This window comes from Mesorhizobium sp. B2-4-1, assembly GCF_006442185.1.
Classification (GTDB): domain Bacteria; phylum Pseudomonadota; class Alphaproteobacteria; order Rhizobiales; family Rhizobiaceae; genus Mesorhizobium.
In genome coordinates this window covers 1-22,043 of sequence record NZ_VFVN01000023.1, presented here as the reverse complement: position 1 = coordinate 22,043, position 22,043 = coordinate 1, and the positions used below count along the sequence as shown (strand labels likewise).

20 protein-coding genes are annotated in these 22,043 nt (G+C 64.0%); 14 read left to right on the top strand and 6 right to left on the bottom strand.

The genetic code is table 11. The features are described 5' to 3' along the window. Nucleotides 1-87 precede the first annotated feature (87 nt). A complete protein-coding gene (locus FJ949_RS30015; protein WP_140501614.1) occupies nt 88-762 on the bottom strand; it encodes an HAD family phosphatase in 675 nt (224 codons plus the stop codon). An 82-nt stretch (nt 763-844) separates the two neighbouring features. Beyond that, nucleotides 845-1,486: a hypothetical protein gene (locus FJ949_RS30010; protein ID WP_140501612.1), complete on the bottom strand. Its 642-nt coding sequence runs from the start codon at nt 1,484-1,486 to the stop codon at nt 845-847. Nucleotides 1,487-1,678: 192 nt separating this feature from the next. Between FJ949_RS30010 and FJ949_RS30005 the strand changes: the two genes are divergently transcribed. The 5 genes from FJ949_RS30005 to ptsP all read left to right on the top strand — a co-directional run bounded on the left by FJ949_RS30005 (nt 1,679) and on the right by ptsP (nt 6,507). Next, nucleotides 1,679-2,116: a transcriptional regulator GutM gene (locus FJ949_RS30005; RefSeq protein WP_140501610.1), complete on the top strand. Its 438-nt coding sequence runs from the start codon at nt 1,679-1,681 to the stop codon at nt 2,114-2,116. 52 nt (nt 2,117-2,168) lie between these two features. Then, entirely contained in the window at nt 2,169-2,936 is a 768-nt protein-coding gene (locus FJ949_RS30000) for a PTS glucitol/sorbitol transporter subunit IIC (protein ID WP_140501608.1), read from the top strand. A 16-nt stretch (nt 2,937-2,952) separates the two neighbouring features. After that, the gene (locus FJ949_RS29995; protein WP_140501606.1) at nt 2,953-3,957 is read left to right on the top strand and encodes a PTS glucitol/sorbitol transporter subunit IIB; all 1,005 of its coding nucleotides are present in this window, start codon (nt 2,953-2,955) and stop codon (nt 3,955-3,957) included. A gap of 146 nt (nt 3,958-4,103) precedes the next feature. Then, nucleotides 4,104-4,484, top strand: a complete 381-nt coding sequence (locus tag FJ949_RS29990) for a PTS glucitol/sorbitol transporter subunit IIA (protein ID WP_140501604.1) — start codon at nt 4,104-4,106, stop codon at nt 4,482-4,484. Nucleotides 4,485-4,536: 52 nt separating this feature from the next. After that, nucleotides 4,537-6,507, top strand: coding sequence for a phosphoenolpyruvate--protein phosphotransferase (gene ptsP, locus FJ949_RS29985; protein WP_140501602.1), 1,971 nt, complete (start codon nt 4,537-4,539; stop codon nt 6,505-6,507). Nucleotides 6,508-6,526: 19 nt separating this feature from the next. Here ptsP and FJ949_RS29980 read toward each other — a convergent pair whose 3' ends face one another. After that, nucleotides 6,527-7,327 carry a hypothetical protein gene (locus tag FJ949_RS29980; protein ID WP_140501600.1) on the bottom strand — a complete coding sequence of 267 codons (801 nt, stop codon included), beginning with the start codon at nt 7,325-7,327 and terminating at the stop codon, nt 6,527-6,529. Between the two features lie 156 nt (nt 7,328-7,483). On the opposite strand from FJ949_RS29980, the gene FJ949_RS29975 reads away from it, so the two are divergent. Next, nucleotides 7,484-8,494 carry a sugar-binding transcriptional regulator gene (locus tag FJ949_RS29975; protein WP_140501598.1) on the top strand — a complete coding sequence of 337 codons (1,011 nt, stop codon included), beginning with the start codon at nt 7,484-7,486 and terminating at the stop codon, nt 8,492-8,494. Here FJ949_RS29975 and FJ949_RS29970 read toward each other — a convergent pair. The 3 genes from FJ949_RS29970 to FJ949_RS29960 are packed head-to-tail and all read right to left on the bottom strand — an operon-like array spanning nt 8,481 to nt 11,675. Then, a complete protein-coding gene (locus FJ949_RS29970) occupies nt 8,481-9,332 on the bottom strand; it encodes a TIGR01459 family HAD-type hydrolase (RefSeq protein WP_140501596.1) in 852 nt (283 codons plus the stop codon). The two genes, FJ949_RS29975 and FJ949_RS29970, sit on opposite strands and share 14 nt — an antisense overlap. Further along, nucleotides 9,329-10,630, bottom strand: a complete 1,302-nt coding sequence (locus FJ949_RS29965) for an FGGY-family carbohydrate kinase (protein ID WP_140501594.1) — start codon at nt 10,628-10,630, stop codon at nt 9,329-9,331. The genes FJ949_RS29970 and FJ949_RS29965 overlap by 4 nt, the downstream gene beginning before the upstream one ends. A 1-nt stretch (nt 10,631) precedes the next feature. Continuing rightward, the gene (locus FJ949_RS29960; RefSeq protein WP_140501592.1) at nt 10,632-11,675 is read right to left on the bottom strand and encodes a class II aldolase/adducin family protein; all 1,044 of its coding nucleotides are present in this window, start codon (nt 11,673-11,675) and stop codon (nt 10,632-10,634) included. A gap of 188 nt (nt 11,676-11,863) precedes the next feature. On the opposite strand from FJ949_RS29960, the gene FJ949_RS29955 reads away from it, so the two are divergent. The 8 genes from FJ949_RS29955 to FJ949_RS29920 all read left to right on the top strand — a co-directional run bounded on the left by FJ949_RS29955 (nt 11,864) and on the right by FJ949_RS29920 (nt 21,739). Then, nucleotides 11,864-12,646, top strand: a complete 783-nt coding sequence (locus FJ949_RS29955) for a DeoR/GlpR family DNA-binding transcription regulator (RefSeq protein WP_140501590.1) — start codon at nt 11,864-11,866, stop codon at nt 12,644-12,646. Further along, entirely contained in the window at nt 12,643-14,010 is a 1,368-nt protein-coding gene (locus FJ949_RS29950) for an FGGY-family carbohydrate kinase (RefSeq protein ID WP_140501588.1), read from the top strand. The genes FJ949_RS29955 and FJ949_RS29950 overlap by 4 nt, the downstream gene beginning before the upstream one ends. Then, on the top strand, nt 14,007-15,578 hold the full coding sequence (locus FJ949_RS29945; RefSeq protein WP_140501586.1) for a sugar ABC transporter ATP-binding protein: 1,572 nt from the start codon (nt 14,007-14,009) through the stop codon (nt 15,576-15,578). The genes FJ949_RS29950 and FJ949_RS29945 overlap by 4 nt, the downstream gene beginning before the upstream one ends. After that, nucleotides 15,575-16,573: a ribose ABC transporter permease gene (locus FJ949_RS29940; RefSeq protein WP_140501584.1), complete on the top strand. Its 999-nt coding sequence runs from the start codon at nt 15,575-15,577 to the stop codon at nt 16,571-16,573. Before FJ949_RS29945 ends, FJ949_RS29940 begins: the two co-directional genes overlap by 4 nt. An 80-nt stretch (nt 16,574-16,653) precedes the next feature. Further along, on the top strand, nt 16,654-17,592 hold the full coding sequence (locus FJ949_RS29935) for an ABC transporter substrate-binding protein (protein ID WP_140501582.1): 939 nt from the start codon (nt 16,654-16,656) through the stop codon (nt 17,590-17,592). 72 nt (nt 17,593-17,664) lie between these two features. Next, a complete protein-coding gene (locus tag FJ949_RS29930; protein WP_140501580.1) occupies nt 17,665-18,558 on the top strand; it encodes a sugar phosphate isomerase/epimerase in 894 nt (297 codons plus the stop codon). Nucleotides 18,559-18,870: 312 nt separating this feature from the next. Next, a complete protein-coding gene (locus tag FJ949_RS29925; protein ID WP_140501578.1) occupies nt 18,871-19,224 on the top strand; it encodes a cupin domain-containing protein in 354 nt (117 codons plus the stop codon). 937 nt (nt 19,225-20,161) lie between these two features. Further along, nucleotides 20,162-21,739 (top strand): alpha/beta hydrolase, encoded by a 1,578-nt coding sequence (locus FJ949_RS29920; protein WP_181172159.1) that lies wholly within the window; start codon nt 20,162-20,164, stop codon nt 21,737-21,739. Nucleotides 21,740-22,043: the final 304 nt, after the last annotated feature.

The following is a 22,043-nucleotide window of genomic DNA, read 5'->3' as shown; positions in this document are numbered from 1 at the left end:
CAATCCAGCCAGCATCTTGAATCACAAACATCCGGTTTTGGGAATCCTACGATTCTCCCAAAATAGGAAATGCTCTAGAACAAGCTCTTAGGCGGGGACACCGAGCCCGGACAATTGCCGGCTGATCTCTTGCCAGTCGGTGCAGACGAAATCGGCGCCGGCCGCCTTCAGTCGCGCGCCATGCTCGGGATAGGTGTGGCCGCCGCCGGTGTAGCCGATCGCCGTCATGCCGGCGGCAACCGCGCCCTGGATACCGAAGGGCGAATCCTCGATGACGATGCAGTCCGCCGGATTGGCGCCCATCTGTGCCGCGGCGAACAGGAAAATGTCCGGCGCGGGCTTGCCGTTCTTAACCATCGAGGAGCTGTAAATTGCGTCGCCGAAGAACCGTGCCAGCGCCGTCACTGCCAGGCTGTGGTTTATGCGCTCGACGGAGGACGACGAGGCAACGCAGCGGTCGCCCTCAAGCGCCTCCAGAAACGCGGCGATTCCTGGTGTCGGCTTCAGTTCCTGCGAAAACAGGATCCTGGTCTCGGTCCAGATGTCGCCATCCGCCGCCGCCGGAAACTGATGGCCGGTCAATTCCCTGATTTTGACGATGATGTCGGACTGTTTTATGCCGATGCACTGAGCGATGATGCCGCCGTGCACGCCCGGCATGCCGTGCTTTTCATAGACGCGCTCATAGGCCCTCGCGGCCAGCGGTTCGCTGTCGACGAGAACGCCGTCGCAATCGAAAATGATAGGCCTTGATCGCGCCACGCGCTTCTCCCCGGAGTTTTGCACTTTGCTACCGGCAAAAAGTCAAATGTTCAATAGCGTGGTGGTCGGGCGCCAAAATCTGTCAAAGCTGGCGTGGCGCATCGCTGGCCCGGGCCGACCCAAGCGCCCTTTGCATGGCCTGCCGCGATTGCGCGCGATCCGGCGTGATCCAGTTCGGTTCGGCGCCAAGGAAGCGGTCGAGGAAAGCCACGGCATAGGCCGGCATCTCGGTCACGTTCTCGCGATAGGACCACCATGTGCGCAGGTCGTCGGCGCATTTGTCGATGCTGGGCGCTGAGCCGAATTCCTGCTCGTAGATCGCCGAAATCACCGAAACGCAATAATTGGTGTAGAGGAACCCCTCAGGCCAGAAGCGGACGATTTCCAGCGTGCCGGCATTCTGCTCGGTCTCGACGAGATGGCTGAGGCCGGAGACTTCCCTGGCCGGCGCCTGCCGTATCAGTTCGCGCAGCACGAGGCCGGCGGCAAAGACGATGAAGTCGGCGCGGTCGATCGCGGCGAAACGCTTCTGCGCCTCCATGATCTCGACCCAGTCGAGAAAAGCCCTTGTGAGCCTGGCTTCGTCGATTTCAAAACGCACGCCGAATGTGTCGGACACCACCTTGGCGCTGCCGCGAAACGTGGCGCGGAACCAGCGCAATTGCCGCAACCGATGGCGAAGGTCGGGCATAAGGGCCAGTTCATCCCTGAAGGGCAGTTCCATTTCACATATCCCGTTTGACGACAGGCTAGCACAACCGTGCCGTCGCCGAAATCGGCCGACGGCCCTGTGGATGACCGTGACCGAGGTCAATATCATACATATTGACATTCTCGGAAACAAATGTTCTCACTTTGCTGTTGTCGCGCATCCGTCCAAGATGCGGTTCAATGAAGGCTTCGGGAGGAGAACCGAATGGCGATTTGGCAGTGGGGACTGCTTCTTCTGGTTATCGTGTGGGCGCTGCAGTCGCTCGGCGTCTGGCTGCAGATGCGGCACTATTCGGATGTCTTCCGGGGCGTCACCGACCAGTACAAGGATGGCTTCGTCGGGGCCGGCAATTTTCGCGGCCGGCTGGCCAAGGGCACCATCGCGCTCGTCGTGGTGACGCCGGACCTCATCGTGCGCCGCATGATGGTCATGAGCGGGCGCTCGGTGTTCACCAAATTCAAACGACATCAACAATTCGAGGGTGTTCCCCTCGATCAACTCCGGTCCAACCCTGCGATCATGGGGGAGGGGGAACCCGGTGTGGCCGAGGCCGTGAAACGGGCGATCGAACAGATCGACAAAGCACGGTCGGAGCCGGGGAAGAAGCCGGGCTTGTCCGGCTTGAACGTAGCAAGGGCCTAGAGGACGCCGCGCACCGGCCGGGATCAACCGGCGGGCGGCATAAGGAGGAGAAATGTCTGTATTTTCGTTATTGGCGCAGCATGCCGACATGGCCGTGCATAACCTGCATGTTGCAGGCACCATGGTCTCGGATGCTGCCTGGCACGGCAGGCTCGGCGTCGAGCATGCCACCGATCATCTCGTGGTGTTGGCGCAGGCGCAGACCGACAGCGCGCCTGTCACCGCCGATCAGCTGAAGGAACAGCTGAAAAACGTGCAGCAGGAAGAGCAACTCGGCTGGCTGACCGCAATCGGCAAATACTTCATCGGCATCTTCCAGAAAGGCGGCGAAGTGTTCGCCGGCTTCGTTACCGGCATCATCCCGACACTGGTGGTGCTGATGACCGCCTTCTACGCCGTCACCGAACTGGTCGGCGAGGAGCGCGTCCACGGCCTGGCACGCGGCGCCGGCAGGATCGCGCTGACCCGCTATACGCTGCTGCCTCTGCTGGCGGTGTTCTTCCTCACCAACCCGATGGCTTACACCTTCGGATCGTTCCTGGAAGAAAAGCACAAGCCCGCCTTCTATGACGCGGCTGTCTCCTACGTGCATCCGCCGCTCGGCCTGTTCCCGCATATCAACCCCGGCGAATACTTCGTCTGGGGCGGCATGCTGGTCGCCTTGCTCGACCTCGAGAAGCGGGGTGTCGTCGCCGGAGGCTATCACGTCAAGGTGGCGATCTGGTACGCCATCGTCGGCCTCGTCGTCATCCTGCTCAAGGGCATGCTGACCGAGCGCATCACCGCCATCATGGCACGCCGCCAGGGCATCGAGCTGTAAGGGCGGGGAGGACATCATGGCCAAGACATACAAAGCCGTAAGGATCTCCCGGGGCTCCACAGGCTGGGGCGGCCCGCTCGTCATCGAGCCGACCGCACAGCGCGATAAGATCGTCTCCGTCACCGGAGGCGGCATCCATCCCGTGGCACAGCTCATCGCCGACATGACCGGCGCTACGGCCGTCGACGGCTTCAAGGCGCCGCCGATCGAAAGCGAGATGGCGGTCGTCGTCGTCGACTGCGGCGGCACCGCACGCTGCGGCGTCTATCCGCGCAAGCGCATCCCGACCGTCAACCTGACGCCGGTCGGCCAGGCTGGGCCGCTCGCCCAGTTCATCACCGAGGACATCTACGTTTCGGGCGTGAAGCCGGCCAATGTCACGATGGCGGACGGATCCGAGGCGGTCACCACTGCGGGGGGAGCAGCATCGATGAGTCCAGGCAACAACACCGCGGCCGCGGCACCACGGCCGCTGCCGAGCGAAGGCGGGCTGATCGGCCTGATCAGCTCGATCGGCCGCGTCATGGGCCGCGTGGTCGGCATCTTCTTCAATGCCGGCCGCCGTACGATCGACCAGGTGGTGCGCAACGTGCTGCCGTTCATGGCCTTCGTGACCATGCTCATCGGCCTGATCCTGTACACCGGCATCGGCGACGTGCTTGCCCAGCCGATGGGACCGCTCGCCAACAACATCGTCGGCCTGCTGATCATCTCGGCTATCTGCGGCCTGCCGTTCCTGTCCCCCATCCTGGGACCGGGTGCGGTCATCGCGCAGGTCATCGGCGTCGCCATCATCGGTCCGCAGATCGCCAACGGCACGATTTCGCCGGCGATGGCGCTGCCGGCGCTGTTTGCCTACAACACCCAGGTGGGCTGCGACTTTGTCCCGGTCGGCCTGGCGCTCGGTGAAGCCAAGCCCAAGACGATCGAAATCGGCGTCCCGGCGGTTCTCATCAGCCGCCAGATCATGGGCCCGGTCTCGGTGCTGATCGCCTGGGTCGTCAGTCTGATCGTGTTCTAAGCAAATTCCGGGAAAGCCTGAAACGGCTTTCCCGGAAAAAGGCGCGTAGCGCTTTCCCTTGGGAATTGCGCCAAAGCACGGAGATAGAGGGGTTCACGGGGCGTCCGTGACCCCCTCGAGGAAAGTAAGGAAATGAGGTTCGCCATATGACGGTTCTGCTGAGAACACGGGTCACTTCCATTGGGCCTGAAGTAGCGGACCTTGCCGAAGGGGGCGTGCTCATCCTGTTCGCGGATGGCTCGCCGCCGGAGCTTGCCGAGGTTTCCGTGCTCCACAAGACGGAACTCGGGCCCAGCGAAGGCGCGCCGCAGAAGGGCGCGTCGATCACCCTTGGACCTGTTTCCGCGACAATCACGGCGGTCGGCTCCAGCGCCTGGAGCAAGGTGCTCGAGATGGGGCATGTCGTCATCTCGTTCAATGGCGCCACCGAGGCCGAGCGGCCGGGCGAGATCTGCGCTTCGCAGGTCGACACTCAAGCGCTCGTGGCCGCCCTGAAGACAGACGCGATCATCACCATCGCCGCCTGAAGCATTCGCGCCGCGACCCATGTCGGCGCGGCGCCACAACAGAGTATTTGCCATGGAACGCTCGACCATCGTCAGAGTGCATGAAGGTTTGCACGCCCGTCCCGCCACGCGCTTCGTCAAGCTTGCCAAGGGTTTCGAATCCGATGTCGAGCTGGTCAAGGACGGCAAGGCGGTCAGCGCCAAGAGCTCGGTCAAGCTGATGCTGCTGGCGGTGAAGGAAAACCAGGAAGTCACCGTGCGGGCGAATGGCGCGGACGCCATCGAAGCGATCGAGGCGCTGATCGGCTATCTCGAGAACCCGAAGGCAGGTCTCGACGATGACGATCCGCAATCGGCCGCCAACACGGGCGAGGAAACTGTGCCGGCGTCCGAACCCGTACCGGCTGTTTCAGGCGCGGCCGGTTTGCGCGGCGTCGCGGCGAGCGAGGGCGTCGCCATCGGGCCTGCCTTCGCGCATTTTCCACCTGACATCGCTGGACAGGGCCGCATGCTGCGGGCGGAGGAGATCGCCGGCGAGATCGACAGGTTCCGCGCCGCCGTCGCCGCCGTTCAGGCGCGCATGGACAAGGCGCTGGCGCAGGACACCCTGTCCGCCGGAGATCGCGGCATCATCGCGGCGCTGCGGGACATCGCCGCCGACGACAGCCTGACCGGCGAGGCCGAGGAGGCGATCAAAAGCGGAAACGATGCGGTTTCGGCCGTCATCACCGCCGCCTCCACCATTGCCGCCGATTTCAGCGCGGTCGACGATCACTATCTCAACGCGCGCGCCGACGACGTGCATGCGGTCGGACGACAGATCTGTCTGGCGTTGCTCGGCCAGGATGACGCCAGCCTCGAAAATATCCCCGAAGGCGCCATCCTGATCGCCGACGATATCGGCGCCTGGGACCTGGCGCGGGCGCCGCTGAAGCGCATCGGCGGGGTGGTATGCGGCCATGGCGGGGCCACCTCGCATATTGCCATCATCGCCCGTTCGCACGGCATTCCGGCAGTGCTGGGCCTTGGCGACCAGATCAATGCCCTGCGCAGCGCGCGCGAAGTGGCCGTGGACGGCAATGGCGGGCAGGTGATCGTCGACCCCGATGCGGCGACCCGCGCGGACTTCGCCGCCCGCGTCCAGGCGGCGGCCAAGGAGCGCGCCGGACTGGCCGTGTTCAAGACCGTGACGCCCAAACTCGCGGACGGCAGGATCATCGAGGTCGCCGCCAATATCGGCTCGCTGGAGGAAATCGAGGCAGCGCAGGAAGCCGGCGCCATGGGCGTCGGCCTGTTCCGCACCGAGCTTCTGTTCATGCGCCATATGCATCTGCCCTCCGAGGACATGCAGGCCGAGACCTATGCGGCGCTGGCCAAGGCATTCGCGCCCTATCCCGTCATCGTGCGCACGCTCGACATAGGCGGCGACAAGCCGATCGCCGGCATCGAATTTCCCGACGAGGAAAATCCCTTCCTCGGCTGGCGCGGCATCCGCATGTGCCTCGACCGGCCCGACATCTTCAAGCGCCAGCTACGGGCGCTGCTCAGGGCAGCCGTGCACGGCAACATCAAGGTGATGTTGCCGATGGTCTCCGACATATCGGAGGTGCGGCAGACGCGGGTCCTGGTTGCCGAATGCGCGGCGGAACTGAAGGCGCAAGGCGTGCCGCATGCGGCGTTCGATCTCGGCGTGATGATCGAAACGCCGGCCGCCGTTCTGATCGCGCCGGCGCTGGCGAAAGAAGTGTCGTTCTTCTCGATCGGCACCAACGACCTGACCCAGTACATCATGGCCGCCGACCGGCTCAACCCGACCGTGGCCAAGCTCAATGATGTCGCCAACCCGGCCGTCATGTCGGCGATCGAGTTGACCGCAAAGGCCGGCGTGGCCGCCGGCATCATGGTGGGCATGTGCGGCGAGGCGGCCGGCCGCCCGGATCTCATCCCGGCCTTTCTCGAGATGGGGCTGACCGAGCTCTCGATGAGCCCGGCCTCGATCCAGCGCGCCAAGAAGACCATCACGTCCATGGCGGCCGGGCGATAGTCCCGACCGGAACCGGCAGCTAGGGCAGATGGGCAAGCAAGGTGGCGAAGACAGGTGTCAATTCATCGACCGGGCTCGCCTTGGCACAGGCCTTGACGATGCGGTCGTGACGGATGCCGGCCGCCAGAACAGCGGTCTCCAGCATGTCGGGCTCCGGCGCACCGTCGCTGGCCGTTGTGGCCAGGCCGCAGGCCAGGACGACAGGGGCCAGGCAAGCTATGTCCAGCGCCCGGTCGCCGATTGCATCCGGTTCGGCTTCGGCAAAGCGGACAGGCCGGTGGTTGAGGCACTCGACCAGCAGCCCCGCACAGGCAGCGGCGACGGCCGGCAGCGCGGCGGGGCCGGGTCTGGCGGGTATCGCGGCCAGCAGACCGGCGTGGCGTTTTCGCATGGCGGCGTGGACGGCGGCGAAATCCGCCTCGTGGATCCGGGCATTGTCGATCTTCAGGGCGGCGAGCACGGTCCTGGTCAGATAGTACATGTCGCGCCGGAAGACGCGCTCGGCGCTCGACCGGCGTTCCTCGTTGCCGGCCGGGAAATAGATGCCAAGGCCTTTCACGGTCGTTCCGTCGATCTTCGTCGGGCGGTCATGCGGGACAAAGGATTCGGCGATCGACAAGGCTTCGTCGACGGCACTGGCGGCATGGCCGAGCAGGCCTTCGATGCCTTTGCCCGGGAACGGCGGCAAATGGCTGGTTGCTTCCCGCACGAGATTGGCCTCGCTGTCGCTGTCGTGGCGGCTCTGGCGAATGATGTCGCGGACGTCGCGCAGCCGGTCCTTCAAATTGACGCGGACATCCCTGGAGATTTGTCGGAGCATCGCGAATCGCCTCGAAAACGTCTACCGGCCTCGGCCGCCGAGAGCCGGCCGCTGACCCTACATTGTTCCTATCGATTGGTAGATCAATAGGCGATATTAAACCAGCGTGGAGAATCGGCGAGGGACTCCTACATCGCCGAGCGGGGAGACAGACAGTTGGGCAGGCGACGGCAGGGCGATAGCGAAAACGGCGGGGCCGAGGCGCCCGAACAGGTCGTCAACGAGAGCCGTACGGACCGCCTCCGGATCCGCGCCGCCTGGATGTATTTCGTCGAGCAGATGACGCAGAACGAGATAGCCGACGTGCTCGGCGTCGGCCGCGTCACCATCGTGCGCATGCTGGCGGAGGCGAGATCCCGCAACGAGGTGAAAATCACCATCGAAAGCGAGTTGTCAGAGATCGTGCGGCTGGAGCGCGCGCTGGAGCGCACGTTCGGCCTGAAGCAGGCGCTGGTGGCGCCGCTGACCGCGCCCAATGCCGATCCGATTCCCGCGATCAGCGCGAAGACCGGGATTTTCCTGTCCGACACGATGAAATCCGGCATGCGCGTCGGCGTCGGCTGGGGTCAGACGCTTTTCTCGAGCCTGCCCTTCATCAGCACCAAATCGCTCACCGACTTCAAGGTCATTTCGCTGCTGGGCGGTGTGGGCGTCGTGCGCCGCTACAACCCGGCCGAGTTCGCCTGGCGCTTCGCCCAAATCTTCCAGGGCGACGGCTATCTGATCCCGACGCCGGCCGTCGTCGACAGCGTCGAGACAAAGATCGCGCTGGTCGAGCGTTGCGGCCTGCAGGAAGTTTTTGAGATGGCCAACGTGCTCGATGCCGTTCTGCTGAGCGTCGGCGGCATCGCTTCGGCCACCACCTTCTCTCGCGGCGGCTTTCTTAAGGAGGCGGACCGCGAGGCCTTGGTTGCGCGTGGCGCCGTTGGCGACCTTCTGTTCCATTTCTTCGACCGCAATGGCGATTTGGTCGACCATCCCGTCAACAGCCATGTGATGTCAGTGGAGGTCGATCGGCTGCGCAAGGCGCCGATCCGCATTCTCACGTCCGGCGGCGAAGAGAAGACAGCGGCGCTGCTCGGCGCCATGAACTTGATCGCCCCGACGATCCTGATCACCGACGAGGAGAGCGCAAGGCGCATGCTCGAGGCGGTCAACGGAAGCTGAAGGACTCCGTGACGTAGTCCGGCCAGGCCTGCTCCTCGTCGAAAACAGCGACAAGATCCGAAGTGTCCGCCAATATCCCGCTCAGGACCAGCGCCGTGGCGATGCCGGAGCCGTTTCCGCCCGCTATGTCATGCTCGACACTGTCGCCGACGCAGACCACGCTGGCACGGTCGGGCTCGCCGGCCAGCGCCAGTGCGGCATCGAAGATCGCCGGGCCGGGCTTGCCGATGCGGGTGACGCTGCCGCCCAGGCTCTCGTAGAGATCGGCGATCTCGCCGGCGCCGAAGCGAGGCCCGACCGCCGTCAGCATGATCTTGTCGGGATTGGTGCAGAAGCATGGCACCTTTCGCGCCGCCGCCGGCGCCAGCAGGCGGCGATAATGGTCCAGGTCGTAGCGGTCGCCCTCGCTGGCCGCGATCAGTACCAGGTTGGCGGTATCGCCGGCTCCGGTCAACACAAAAGGCAGGCCCTCGATCGCTGTGCGGTCATTATCGCGGCTGATCAACAGGCAATTCGTGCCGGGCCGCAACGCTCCGGTCGCCGCCATTTCGTGGAAGGATCGCCACGCCACCTCGCCGGAGGAAACGAAATGATCCCAGCTTCCGGCCTCGAAGCCGAGCCTCAGCAAACGGTCTTCGTTGGGCTTGGCGCGCCTGCCGGAGTTGGAGACCAGCACCACGGTCTTTCCGGCGCGCTTCAGTGCCGCCAAGGCCGCCACCGCGCCGGGATAGGGGGCCGAGCCGTCATGCAGCACGCCGAACTGGTCGACCAGGAAGACCTGGTAGCGCTCCGCCAGCGGTCCGATGCCGTCGAGGCGTTCAGCCAGTTTCCGGTTCATAGCAGCCCCGCCTTGTTCGCACCCTTCAACGCCAGCCGCGCCGTTCCGGCAGCGGCCTCGTCCGACAAAGCCGGCAAGAACGCAACGCCGAGCTTACGCTGCCGGATCGCGCTCCACGCCGGATTTGCCGCGCCGCCGCCGACGCTGCGCACCGAAGTCAGCGCCGGCGCGCCGAGCTCGCCAAGCCGGCGATAGCCGAGCGCTTCGATCGCGGCCATGCCTTCGAACATCGCCTTGAGATAGTCGGCATCATCCACCGGGCGCGGGACGAGGCGCGGGGGGAGCGCCGGATCGGCGATCGGGAAGCGTTCGCCCGATGTGGCGAGCGGATAATAGTCGAGGCCGGTCTCGGTCGCCGGGTCGATCATGGCACTGAGCTCGATGATGCGCGCGAGGGGAAAATGCTGCGCCAGCACCTTGCCGCCGGAATTCGAGGCCCCGCCGGCCAGCCAGGCATTGCCCAGCCGATGGCTGTAGATGCCGTATCGCGGCGCCGAGATCGGCCGGTCGGACAGGATCTTGATGGTAAGCGAGGAGCCAAGCGCCGTGACTCCGTCGCCGACCCCCGCCGCACCCGTCGCCAGGAAAGAGGCGCAGCCATCGGTCGTGCCGGCAACGACGATCACGTCGCGGGCCAAACCGAACAGATCCGCCATGGCCGCGGTGAGCGTGCCGGTGACGTCGCCCGGCTCGACGACGTCAGGCAGCAAATCCATGCGCATTCCGGTCGCCGCGATCCAGTCCGGCCAGCGGCGGGCCTCGACATCGTAGCCGGTTTTCAAGGCGTTGTTCTCGTCGCTGACGTCGAAGCGGCCCGAGAACTGTCCGGCGATCCAGTCCGCCTGATGCAGCACCGCCGCCACGCCCGGCAGATGCTGGAAGTGAAGCGCCTTGGCGAGGCCTGAGGTCGCGCCGTGCGCGGCGCTGCCCGCCGGCGCCTCGCGCGCGATCGCGGCCAGTATATCGTCGCCGGCGACCTTGTCGTTGTACATCAGCGGTTCGGCGAGCGGCCGTCCGGCACCGTCGACCGGCAGCAACGTGCCCGAGGTGCCATCCACGGCGATGGCGCGGACCGTGGTCCGGTCGATGCCCGCAATCAACTCCGCCAGCGCTGCCCGGACCGCTTGCCACCAGGCCGCCGGACTGCGTGGATCCTGGCCAAATGCGTCGAGGCGGACGGCGGCTTGGCCGGCAATTGAAAAGTCTGGACGCATGGCTACGGCGCGGGCGCCCGAGGTGCCGATATCGACGCCGATGACGAGACGATCCGAGAGAGGCGAGCCGGCGACGGGCGACATGTCAGCCACCGGAGGCGTTCAGTTTCTGGCGGTACTGCTCGGCGTCCCAGTTGACGAGTTCGTCGTTCTCCGCCTCGGTAAGGTAATTCAACGTCGCCGTGACATCGACCCGCGCCGTCACGTCGGCAAGGCAACGCTGCATGGCGTCGGCGCCGGCGCTGGCACTGGCGCGCATCAGGACGCCGAGCCCCGGAAACAGGATCGACAGGGGCTGGGCGCCGCGACGCCTGACGACAGCGGCGACGTCCTCGCCGGGCGCAGCCACCACCGAACCCTTGCCGAGGAAGATGACATGGTCGGGATAGAGGCTGCCGCCCGATGCCATGCGGCGGCTGTCGGGATCGATGGCGACCGCGTGCGCCTCGGTGTCGACGGGCAAGCGGTAGCCGGAATTTGCGGCAAGCGCGGTCAGTGCCGCGATGTCGGGCGCGGCCGCGTCGCGCGGCGCCCTTGCCAGAAGCCCGGTCACGCGGCGCAACAGCGCCTCGGCCCCGGTGACGGTCTCGGCCGCGACGACGAGGCCGTGATTGCCCAGAATCAGGACATCGACGCCCGGCCGCAGCCTTTCGGAGATGCCCTGGGCCAGCGGCAGGCCCGGCCGGCGGTAGGGAACATAGGCCCATTGGATGCCTGCGAGCCGGCGCGCGGCCAGGACCTCGCAATCGGCCTGCACCGCAAGCGAAATGGTGTCGACGCAGTGGACATGCAGGACCACGCGCTGCGGCATCAAGGCATGCACCGTGGTCTCGATCGAGGGACGCAGCCCGCGCGGGTTGAGCGCGCCGATGGCGAAGGCCTGAGGCTGGTCGGCGGCGGGATCGCGTCGTTCAACCGCCTCGAGCAATGGCGCCATCGCCACCGGCACCATGATATCATCGGCGAGCGCGTCTTTCAGCCAGGTCCCGGAAGCCTTGATCCACAGCGTGTCTCCGGCTTTCAGCGAGGTGTTGCCGCCGGCGGCCTGAGTCAGATGCGGATCCTGTCCGATGGCGGCCGAAAGCGCCCGCAGCGCCGCCAATTCCTGCGCATCCGCCTGGGTCGCCATCACGCATCTCCTCCAACAATCCGCCAACCGTCGAATGCGGTGGTCGGGCATTCGACGGGTTTGATATCGCAGATAAGAGTGAGTTCCGTCAACCGTGATCGAATACCGTCAGTTGCGGCTTGCAATCGAGCTAATGTTGAGTAAGTTACACCAACTGCCGTCGCAGAACGGCGTTTTGGAGGAAACAGTTGAGCGACTCCGGCCGCCAGCGTCAGATTGTCGAGCTCTTGCGTGATCGCCCCTTCGCCTCGGTGCGGGAGCTGCAGGAGCGGCTCGGCGTTTCGGCCGCGACGGTGCGGCGCGACATCGACCGGATCGACGAGGCGGGCGAGGCGCGCAAGGTCTATGGCGGTGTTTCGGCGCTGGACGGCACGTCGCACGCCGGCGTCGCCTATGCCCGGCCCTATGACGAGAATCGCGACCTCGCGGTCGAGGCCAAGCGGCAGATCGCCAACCTAGCCGCGACCATGGTGCGCGACGGCGACGCGGTCATCGTGCATGGCGGCTCGACCTGTTTCCATCTCGGGGTCAAGCTCGCCGAGCGCAGCATCCGGCTCTACACCAACTCGATGCCGCTGGCGGCGTATCTGAGCGATCATGGCCATTGCAGCCTGACGGTTGCCGGCGGCGACCTGCACCGCGAGCCGGGCATCATTCACTCGCTCACCCATCCGGCACCTTTCTACGCTTCGAAGTTCTTTCTCGGCGCGCAAGGCATCGGCCAGGAAGGCTTGCTGGAATCGCACCCGCTGCTGGTGCGCTCGATCGTCGAGCTTAGCCAGTGCGCCGACCAGATCGTCGTGCTGGCCGACAGCCGGAAGCTGTCGATCCAGGCCCGTAACGTCGCGCTGCCCCTGTCGCGCATCGGCACGCTGGTCACCGACGACGGTCTTTCCGATGCCGACGCGCGCATGCTGGAGGATGCCGGCGTCATGGTGCGGATTGCTTCGACCATGGGAGCCATCGCATGAAGGTCGCGGTGCTCGACTTCGGCAAGACCAATTCGAAGCTGTTCGTCTTCGGCCAGGACGGACGCATTCTCGACGAGCGCCGGACCCAGCCGAAATGGACGCGCCAAGGCGGCTTCAGCGTGCTCGATGAGGCCGACCTCCACGATTGGGCGCTCGGCGCCGTCACCACTGCGATCGAAAACCATGGCGTGGAAGGGGTGATGGTGTCGGGCCATGGCTGCACCTTCGCCCTCGTCGACGACGCGGCGCTGACGCATCCGATCCTCGATTATGAGCAGGAGCCGCCGGCCGAGATCGCCGCGCGGATCGATCGCCGCATTCCGGACTACGCCGAGACGTTCTCGCCGCGGCTGCCGCTCGGTTTCAACTACGGCCGCCACATGCTGTGGCTGCAGGAGGCCGCATCCGACGCTTTCGCGACGGCGAAATGGATTCTCGGCTATCCGCAATATTGGAGCTGGCGCCTTGGCGGCAGGCCGGTTTGCGAAGTGTCCTATCTCGGCTGCCATTCGCATCTGTGGGCGCCGCGTCGTCACGATTTTTCCTCACTGGTCGACGCCGAGGGGTGGCGCCACCAGATGCCGGCCTTCGCGCGTGCGGGAACTGTCATCGGCGAGCAGGACTTCGGCAGCGCGGCACGGCCGCTCGCCATCCACAACGGCGTCCACGACTCGAATGCCGCGCTCCATGCCTATCGGCGGCAGGGGCTGGGCTCGGTGACAGTGGTTTCGACCGGCACCTGGGTCATCGTGCTCAATCCCGACTGTCCGCTCGAGGCGCTCGACCGCGATCGCGACATGCTGGTCAATGTCGATGTGGACGGCGGCCCGGTGCCGACCATCCGCTTCATGGGCGGGCGCGAATTCGCCGCCATCAGCGACGGCTGGCAAGGCCCGGTCGAAGGCGCGGCGGTGCAGCGGGCGATCGATGCCGGCATGATGGCGCTGCCGAGCTTCGCGCCGGGTGGGCCGATGCCCGGCCGTTCGGGCCGGCTGGTCGGACGCACGCCTGATGCCGGCGAGCGTGCGGCCGTGGCACTGCTCTATGTCGCGCTGATGCTCGACCTCTGCCTCGACCTCATCCATTCCAGCAACACCGTGATCGTCGACGGCGGGCTCAACACTGGCGGCCTGCTCGCCAGCCTGCTGGCGCAGCTGCGGCCGGAGCAGGCCTTCATGCAGGGCGCTTCGCTGCAAGGCAGCGCCACGGGCGCTGCGGCCCTGGCTTTCGAGAGCGTCGGGCGTGAATTCGCCGCCGAGCCGCCGGAGCCGGTGAAAGCAGCGCGCTTCACCAGCCTCGCCGGCTACCGCGACGGCTGGCGCGATCTGGTCGCCGGGACCGCCGGCAAGGTCGCAGCCCGATGAGCGCGCAGGCCAAAACGGAGACAGCCGGCATGGGGGCGGAACGCCACCCGGTGCTGGAAATGCGCCATATTTCGAAGACGTTCGGCGCGATCCGCGCCCTGCAGGATGTTTCGCTTACCGTCCAGGCCGGCGAGCTGCACGCGCTGATGGGCGAGAACGGCGCCGGCAAGTCGACGCTGATGAAGGTGCTTTCGGGCGCCTATCGTCCCGATCCCGGGGGCGAGATCCTGATCGATGGCATGCCCGCCGCGACCGGCGATCCGATCAAGGCGCGCGCCAGCGGCGTCGCGGTGATCTACCAGGAACTGTCGCTGGCGCCCAATCTGACCGTGGCGCAGAACATTTTCCTCGGCAACGAACCGCGCCGTTTCGGCATCGTCGACCGCGACCAGTGCAACCGGCGCGCGACCGAGATCATCGGCCGGCTCGGCGTTTCCTTTTCGGCGCGTGCCCTGGTTTCCGGCCTGTCACTCGGCGAGCGCCAGCTGGTCGAGATCGCCCGGGCGCTGTCGACCAATGCGCGCATCATCGTCATGGACGAGCCGACCACGTCGCTGACCTCGCGCGAGACCGAGCGGCTGTTCGAGGTGATCGCGACGCTGAAGGCGCAAGGCATCGCCATCATCTACATCAGCCATCGCATGGAAGAGGTCTACCAGCTCGCCGACCGCGTCAGCGTGCTGCGCGACAGCGGCTATGTCGGCACGCTGGAGCGCGCCGACCTCAGCGCCTCGCGGCTCGTTTCGATGATGGTCGGCCGCGATCTCTCGGCGTTCTACAAGAAGGATCACCGCCCGCCGGGCGAAAAGCGCGCCGTGGCGCTGTCGGTGCGCGGCATGTCCGACGGCAGGCTGCTGAAGGACTGCTCCTTCGACCTCTATCACGGCGAGGTGCTGGCGCTGGCGGGCCTCGTCGGCTCGGGCCGCACCGAACTTGCCAGGCTCATCTTCGGCGCCGACCGGCGCAGCGCCGGCACGCTGGAGCTCGACGGCAAGCCGATCGCCATCGGCTCGCCGCGCGAGGCGCTCGATGCCGGCATCGCCTATCTCACCGAGGACCGCAAGGAACTCGGCCTATTCCTCGACATGTCTATTTCCGACAACATCAACATGGGCGTGCTGGCCAGGGATGCGCGCGCCGGCGGCTTGCGGGACTTCGCCGCCGCCGACAGGCGCGCTGCGAAAGCCGTCGCGGATCTCTCGATCCGCACCCGCTCGGCGCAGGCCAATGCCGGTTCGCTGTCGGGCGGCAACCAGCAGAAGGTGCTGCTGGCCCGCCTGCTGGAGACCGAACCCAAGGTGGTCATCCTCGATGAGCCGACGCGCGGCGTCGATGTCGGCGCCAAATCGGAGATCTACCGGTTGATCGACAGTCTCGCCAGCAAGGGCATCGCCATATTGATGATCTCCAGCGAACTGCCGGAAGTAGTCGGCGTCGCCGACCGGGTTCTGGTGATGCGCGACGGCGCCATATCAGGCGAGGTGACGGCGTCCCGGGGCGAGGCGCTTCGCCAGGAAGCGATCATGGAACTTGCGACGGGAGCGGCCCAAGAAGGACCGAAGGAATGACCGACAGAACGACCACGACGACGACAGTGGACCAGGCGGCAGTCAGGAGCCGGCGGTTGCGCACGGCTTTGGCCGCGCTCGGCATGCTGCCGGTGCTGGTGTTGCTGGCGGCCGGCTTCCAGTTCATCAATCCGCGTTTTCTCACCGGCACCAACCTGTTGATCGTCACGCAGCAATCGTCGATCAACATCGTGCTCGCCGCCGGCATGACCTTCGTCATCCTCACCGGCGGCATCGACCTGTCGGTCGGCTCGATCCTTGCCGCTTCCGCAATGGTGGCGGTGCTGGTGTCGCTGGTGCCGGACTGGGGCCTGCTCGGCGTGCCGGCGGCCATTCTGGTCGGTCTCGGCTTCGGGGTCATCAACGGGCTGCTCATCGCCTATATCAGGCTGCCGCCCTTCATCGTCACGCTGGGATCGCTGACCGCCGTGCGCGGCGTCGCCCGCCTGCTCGGCGAAGACACGACCGTGTTCAACTCCGACCTGCCGTTCGACTTCATCGGCAACGGCTCGCTGTTCGGCGTTCCCTGGCTGGTCATCATCGCGCTGACGGTGGTGGTGGTGTCGTGGCTGGTGCTGAAACGCACCGTGCTCGGCACCTGGATCTATGCCGTGGGCGGCAATGCCGAGGCGGCGCGGCTGACCGGCATCAAGGTGCCGCTGGTGCTGCTCTTCGTCTATGGCGTGTCCGGCCTGCTGGCAGGTCTCGGCGGCGCCATGTCGGCGGCCAGGCTCTATGCCGCCAACGGCCTGCAGCTCGGCCAGTCCTACGAACTCGACGCCATCGCCGCGGTCATCCTGGGCGGCACAAGCTTCGTCGGCGGCGTCGGCTCGATCTGGGGCACGCTGATCGGCGGGCTGATCATCGCCGTGCTGTCCAACGGGCTCATCCTGGCCGGCGTCTCGGACATCTGGCAGTACATCATCAAGGGATTGGTCATCATCGTGGCGGTCGCCCTCGACCGCTACAGGCTCCAGGCAGGGGCAAGAACGTGAGTGACCTTGTCGCCGGCATCAAAGACCGGCTTGTGTAACGCACCGTGAGAGGCGCGGGGCATCAGGAGGAAGTAAGCGTAATGAAGACCATCGCCAAACTGCTCTGCGGCGCCACGTTCGCGGCCGTCGCCATTGCGCCGGCATCGGCCAAGGACCTGAACAAGGTCGGCATCTCGGTCGGCCTGCTCGGCAACCCCTTCTTCGTCGCCACCATCAAGGGCATCGAGGACGCGGCCAAGAAGATCAATCCGAACGTCGAGGTGACGTCGGTGTCGGCCGACTATGACTTGAACAAGCAGGTCTCGCAGGTCGATTCCTTTATCGCCGCCGGCGTCGACGTCATCATGCTCAACGCCGTCGATGCCAAGGCGATCGCGCCCGCGGTGAAGAAGGCGCAGGCGGCGGGCATCGTGGTCGCGGCCTTCGACGTCTCCGCGCCAGGCGCCGACGTCACCGTGATGACCAACAATGTCAAGGCCGGCGAGGAGGCCTGCCAATATCTGGTCGACCAAACTGGCGGCAAGGGCAACTACGTCATCCTCAACGGTCCGGCGTCCTCGTCGATCCTGGAGCGCGTGAAGGGCTGCAAGAACGTGCTTGCCCAGCATCCCGACATCAAGATCCTGTCCGACGACCAGAACGCCGAAGGCTCGCGCGACGGCGGCCTGAAGGTGTTCCAGTCGCTGCTGACCCGTTTCGACAAGATCGACGCGGTGTTCGCCATCAACGATCCGACGGCGATCGGCGCCGAGCTCGCCGCCAAGCAGCTCAACCGCTCGGAGTTCATCTTCACCGCCGTCGACGGCGCGCCGGACATCGAGAAGGAACTGGCATCCGGCAAGTCCATGATCAAGGCTTCTGCCTCGCAGGATCCCTACGTGATGGCCGGCCAGTCGCTGACGATGGCCGCCGACGTGCTTGCCGGCAAGAAGCCGGCGGAGCCGGTGGTGCTGCTCGATCCGAAGCTGATCACCGCCGAGAATCTGAAGGACTACAAGGGCTGGACCGCGGCCCGCTGATCAGTCCAAGGCGGACGCGGCCGGGCTGACCTGCCGCGTCCTCCTCATTTCGTCGCAAAACCGGAGACGATCATGTCGCGCATCGGAATCCACTCTTTCGTCTGGTCGGCGAGCTCGACGCAGGCCGAGCTCGAACGCACGCTGGCCAACACCAAGGAGGCCGGCTTCGACCTGATCGAATTCTCCTATCTCGACCCCGCCAATGTCGATATTGGCGGGCTCGCCAAGCGCATCGCCGATCTCGACCTCGGCGTGGCGATCAGCATCGGCCTGCCGGTCGACGGCGACATTTCGAGCGCCGACAAGGCGGTCGCCGCGCGCGGCGTCGGGATCCTCAACGACACCGTCGCCCTGACGCGCGACCTCGGCGGCCAGAAGGTCGCCGGTATCCTCTCGACCAGCCACGGATTGCAGACCGAGGCGCCGACGCGAGACCAGTGGAACCGCAGCGCCGGGACGCTGGCCAAGGTCGCCGAAACCGCGAAGGCGGCAGGCGTCACGCTCAACCTCGAGATCGTCAACCGCTTTGAGAGCAATCTGCTCAACACCGCCGCGCAAGGGCTGGCCTTCATCGAGGACACCGGCTCCGACAACATCTTTCTCCACCTCGACACCTTCCACATGAACATCGAGGAGGCCGATGTCGGGCTGGCCATCCGCCATGCCGCCGGCAAGATCGGCTATGTCCATATCGGCGAGAGCCATCGCGGCTTCCTCGGCACCGGCAATATCGACTTCGCCGCGATATTCGATGCGCTGACGGCGATCGGCTATGCCGACGATCTCAGCTTCGAATCCTTCTCCTCGGAGATCGTCGACGAGAACCTGTCGAAGAAGACCGCCATCTGGCGTAATCTGTGGACGGACAACATGGCGCTGGCCAAGCACGCGCGCGCCTTCATCGGGCTGGGAATGGAAACGGCAAGGCGCAAGGCGGAACTCGTCGCGGCGCGCCACAAGCCCTGAGGATTTCAGACTGAGGAGCAGCAGGAATTACCAAATCGCCCACCCCAGGCGCGGACGCGCCTGGTTCCTGGTGCAAGGCCGCGAACTCAGCTTCATTGACTGTGAAGGCAGTTAATGCTACAAATTGCCTATGGTGCTGAGTCGCGCCAGGGACCCGCCGAGCAGGCGGGTTTTTTCGTTCAGAGCTCCGTCAAACAGTGCGAAGGCGCCGGTGAACCCGGATTGGTTGCCCTGGTCCCCCTGGCGGCATTGCCCACGCCACGCGTAACGGCTATCCGACGGTGCGACAGCGAAGCAAAACGGAGCCCCGGCATGACGAACAAGACGATCCTGAAATTCGGCACCGTCGAACACGCGGAAGCCGGCGACCTGCCTGGCTGGATCGCGGTCGAGGGCCGGCCGACCATGCAAACCGCAGTCCAGCACACGACCGCGGACGGCAAGGTGATCTCCGGAACCTGGCGCGCGTCGCCCGGTACGTATCACGCCACCTACACCGACTATGAGTTCGTGCACATGATCGCGGGCCGCATCATCATCACGCCCGACGGCGGCACGCCGGTCGAAGTCGGCCCCGGCGACGCCTTCGTGGTGGAAGCCGATTTCAAGGGAACCTGGAAGATCATCGAGCCGGTGACGAAGCATTTCGTGGTCAGGGTGGGCTGAGGCAGGCTGTCAGACAGACAAGCCAGCCGCTCGCTGGCCTTTGATACCTTTCGTCAATCCCGGCCATCCTCGCATGTCCACGCAACTGGCGGGGCCGTGACTGGCGCCCGGTTGGAGCGAACGGGACCAGAATGCCGGCAGGGCGAACGGTGTCCGCCTTGCTCATCGTGCCATCGCGTGAGACCCCACGGCGAGCAACCCCGCTGTTGGAGCACGCGGAACAACAGGATCCGTGGTCATTTCATTGTTTAGTGAGGAAGGCCTTGCAAGCCGGCGTGACTTCGCTGAGGTGCTGTTTAAGGCAGCCTTGCGCCTTAACTTCGTTGTCCATGTGGCACACCCGCTTGGCGTCCGCTCTACAGGGTGTCTTGTAGGCATCTTTCGCTAAAGCGGCGTCGGTGAGAAAAAGCGATATACAAGCCAAAAGCGCCAGTTGGAGTGACTTTCGATTCCGCATGGTTGTGTTCCCATCGTGAGTGCAGAAGCGCGGTCTTTATATACGTTAATGCTAAAGAATGGGAATCCACCATAAGGAGGAGGGTGCGAGCACCCGCGCAAAATCGGATGAGCAATGTAGCGCAAAACACGGCTTACATAAGCGCAGTGCTGACCAACTGTCTCGCGCACGGCTCAATCAAAAGCGCTAATATAATCTCCGGTTTGTCGAGCTTGTTTCCAATTTTGTGTTGGAGTAACCCAATATCGCTTGGGAACACGAAATGGAGAGAGTCGTTAGGCTGCGTGCAGGGTAGGTTTTTTCCTGCCATTTTTCTGAAACACGGAATTGTTCCTTGGCAATGTCGGGGGGAAGACTCTCCGTCTTGAATAAAATAACGAAGCCGTGATTACGGGCGTTTTATTCCTGATTTGTCGATGACGCGAAGAATATTCGATCCGTAATCGAGAAGTTTTCATATACTTATAAATGAGGGGCGAGATGTCTACCGTGTTTAGACGCGCGTACATCAAACCAGGTTGGTGTTTTCTTCTCGTGGTCACGTCGGTTGCGTTCCTCATTTGCCTGGGGGGTGGGGAGCTCACTGCGGGTGAGTTCAAGAAAACCAGCTGTTGGTTCGAAATTCCCCGGGATCGGGCAATGACGTGTGGGACCGTGAATGTTCCAGAAAATCGAAAGAAGACGGGCGGTACCGAGGTCGTCCTGTCCGTGGTCGTATTCGAACCGGACCGCGAACGGCACGAACCGGTGGTGTTTCTCACAGGAGGACCGGGGCAGCCTACCGACATTGCCAATAGCGACGACATCGATGGATGGTGGGAATTCATCGGCGCCCAGAGTTGGATGATCGGACGCCGAGTAATCGTCGCTGATCAGCGGGGTATCGGAAAGTCCGCTCCCGCCTTGGACTGTTCTCAATATTTCAAGCCCGATCATTGGAACGCCATTCTCTCGAGCGTTGAGGTCGAAACCACCTTTAGCAAGCTCAAAAAAGATGAAGTTCTTGCATGCAGGACGGCGTTGATCGCAAAGGGCATTGATCTTGATGCCTACAACACTGAGGAGAATGCGGAGGATATTGATGACCTTCGGAAGGCTCTCGGGATAGAAAAGTGGGTTCTCTATGGCGTCTCGTATGGCACCAGGCTTGCACTCGAAGTGATGAACCAGCACCCCGAAGGGGTATCGGCGAGTATACTGGATTCAGTTGTTCCTCTGGACATCAATTACCTGAACGAAGATGGGCCGAATCTCGACCGATCGTTAAAATTGCTAGAGCGAGACTGTGAGGCAGCGAACAGATGCATGAATGGGATATCCAATGCTGTTCAGCTTATTGCAAGACAGCTGGATCGGCAGCCTTTGCTCTTGCGCAGCACAGATAAAGAGGCGCGCTACACATATGTCTCCGGGGCAGATTTCCTCGAGCTTATATTCGGCATTTTATACGATCGCGATGCGCTCCTGACCCTGCCGGAGCTGATCGAGAGGACATACAAACAGGATTTCAGACCCCTGGCGGAGATACTTTTCGATGCTGACGACCTGGAGATCTCCCAAGGTATGGACTTCTCTGTAAGTTGTTCCGACAGCGATCTCCCCGATCTGAATGGCAAGCAGGACAAATACTGGTCGAAATGGGTTGAGCTGAACGACTACTCCTGGGCATGCCCTCTTTGGATGCTTGAGAACGGGCCAGCATCGCAGGTGCAGCCGCGCCGCACTGACATACCCACTCTTCTGTTGTCGGGAGAATATGATCCAGCAACGCCGACAGCATGGGCGGACCACGCGGCGAAGACCCTTCCTTTCGGCCAGGTGGTGGTCTTTCGGGGGATCGGACACGATGTCATTGATTCCGATCCGTGCGGGTCGAAAGTAGTTGCTGATTTCCTTGCAAACCCCAAGCTCAAGTTGAAGACTGAATGTATCGGTGAGATGGGGGCCCCGCAATTTCCAAGCCCGCCAAAGGAACTGTGGTCGGGAGCGGAGACACTACACTCTATATCAGCAAATCGCTCAAGGAAGGACAGGTTGAGATTTCGATTTGGGCACTGAAATTCCTCTTAGCCAAAATTGTGAAATCCGATATTTTGCTGACGACGAAGTTAAGCTAAAGCGAAACTCGCAAATCAATTAAACACTACGGTAGCATCGCTTAAGGACCCCTCTCGTCTTGCGGGTGGAAGTCGCGTGCGTGTCGCATTTCGATTATCAACTTCCGAAGTTTCACAGAAATTGTAGGAGGATCGAACAGTGTTTACGTCTCGTCGTGTATTGCTTTCGGCCTTGGGTGCAAGCATCGCATACGCCGCCTTTGGTGGCATCGCGCGTGCGAAGGGCGGTGGCGGGGGAGGAGGAG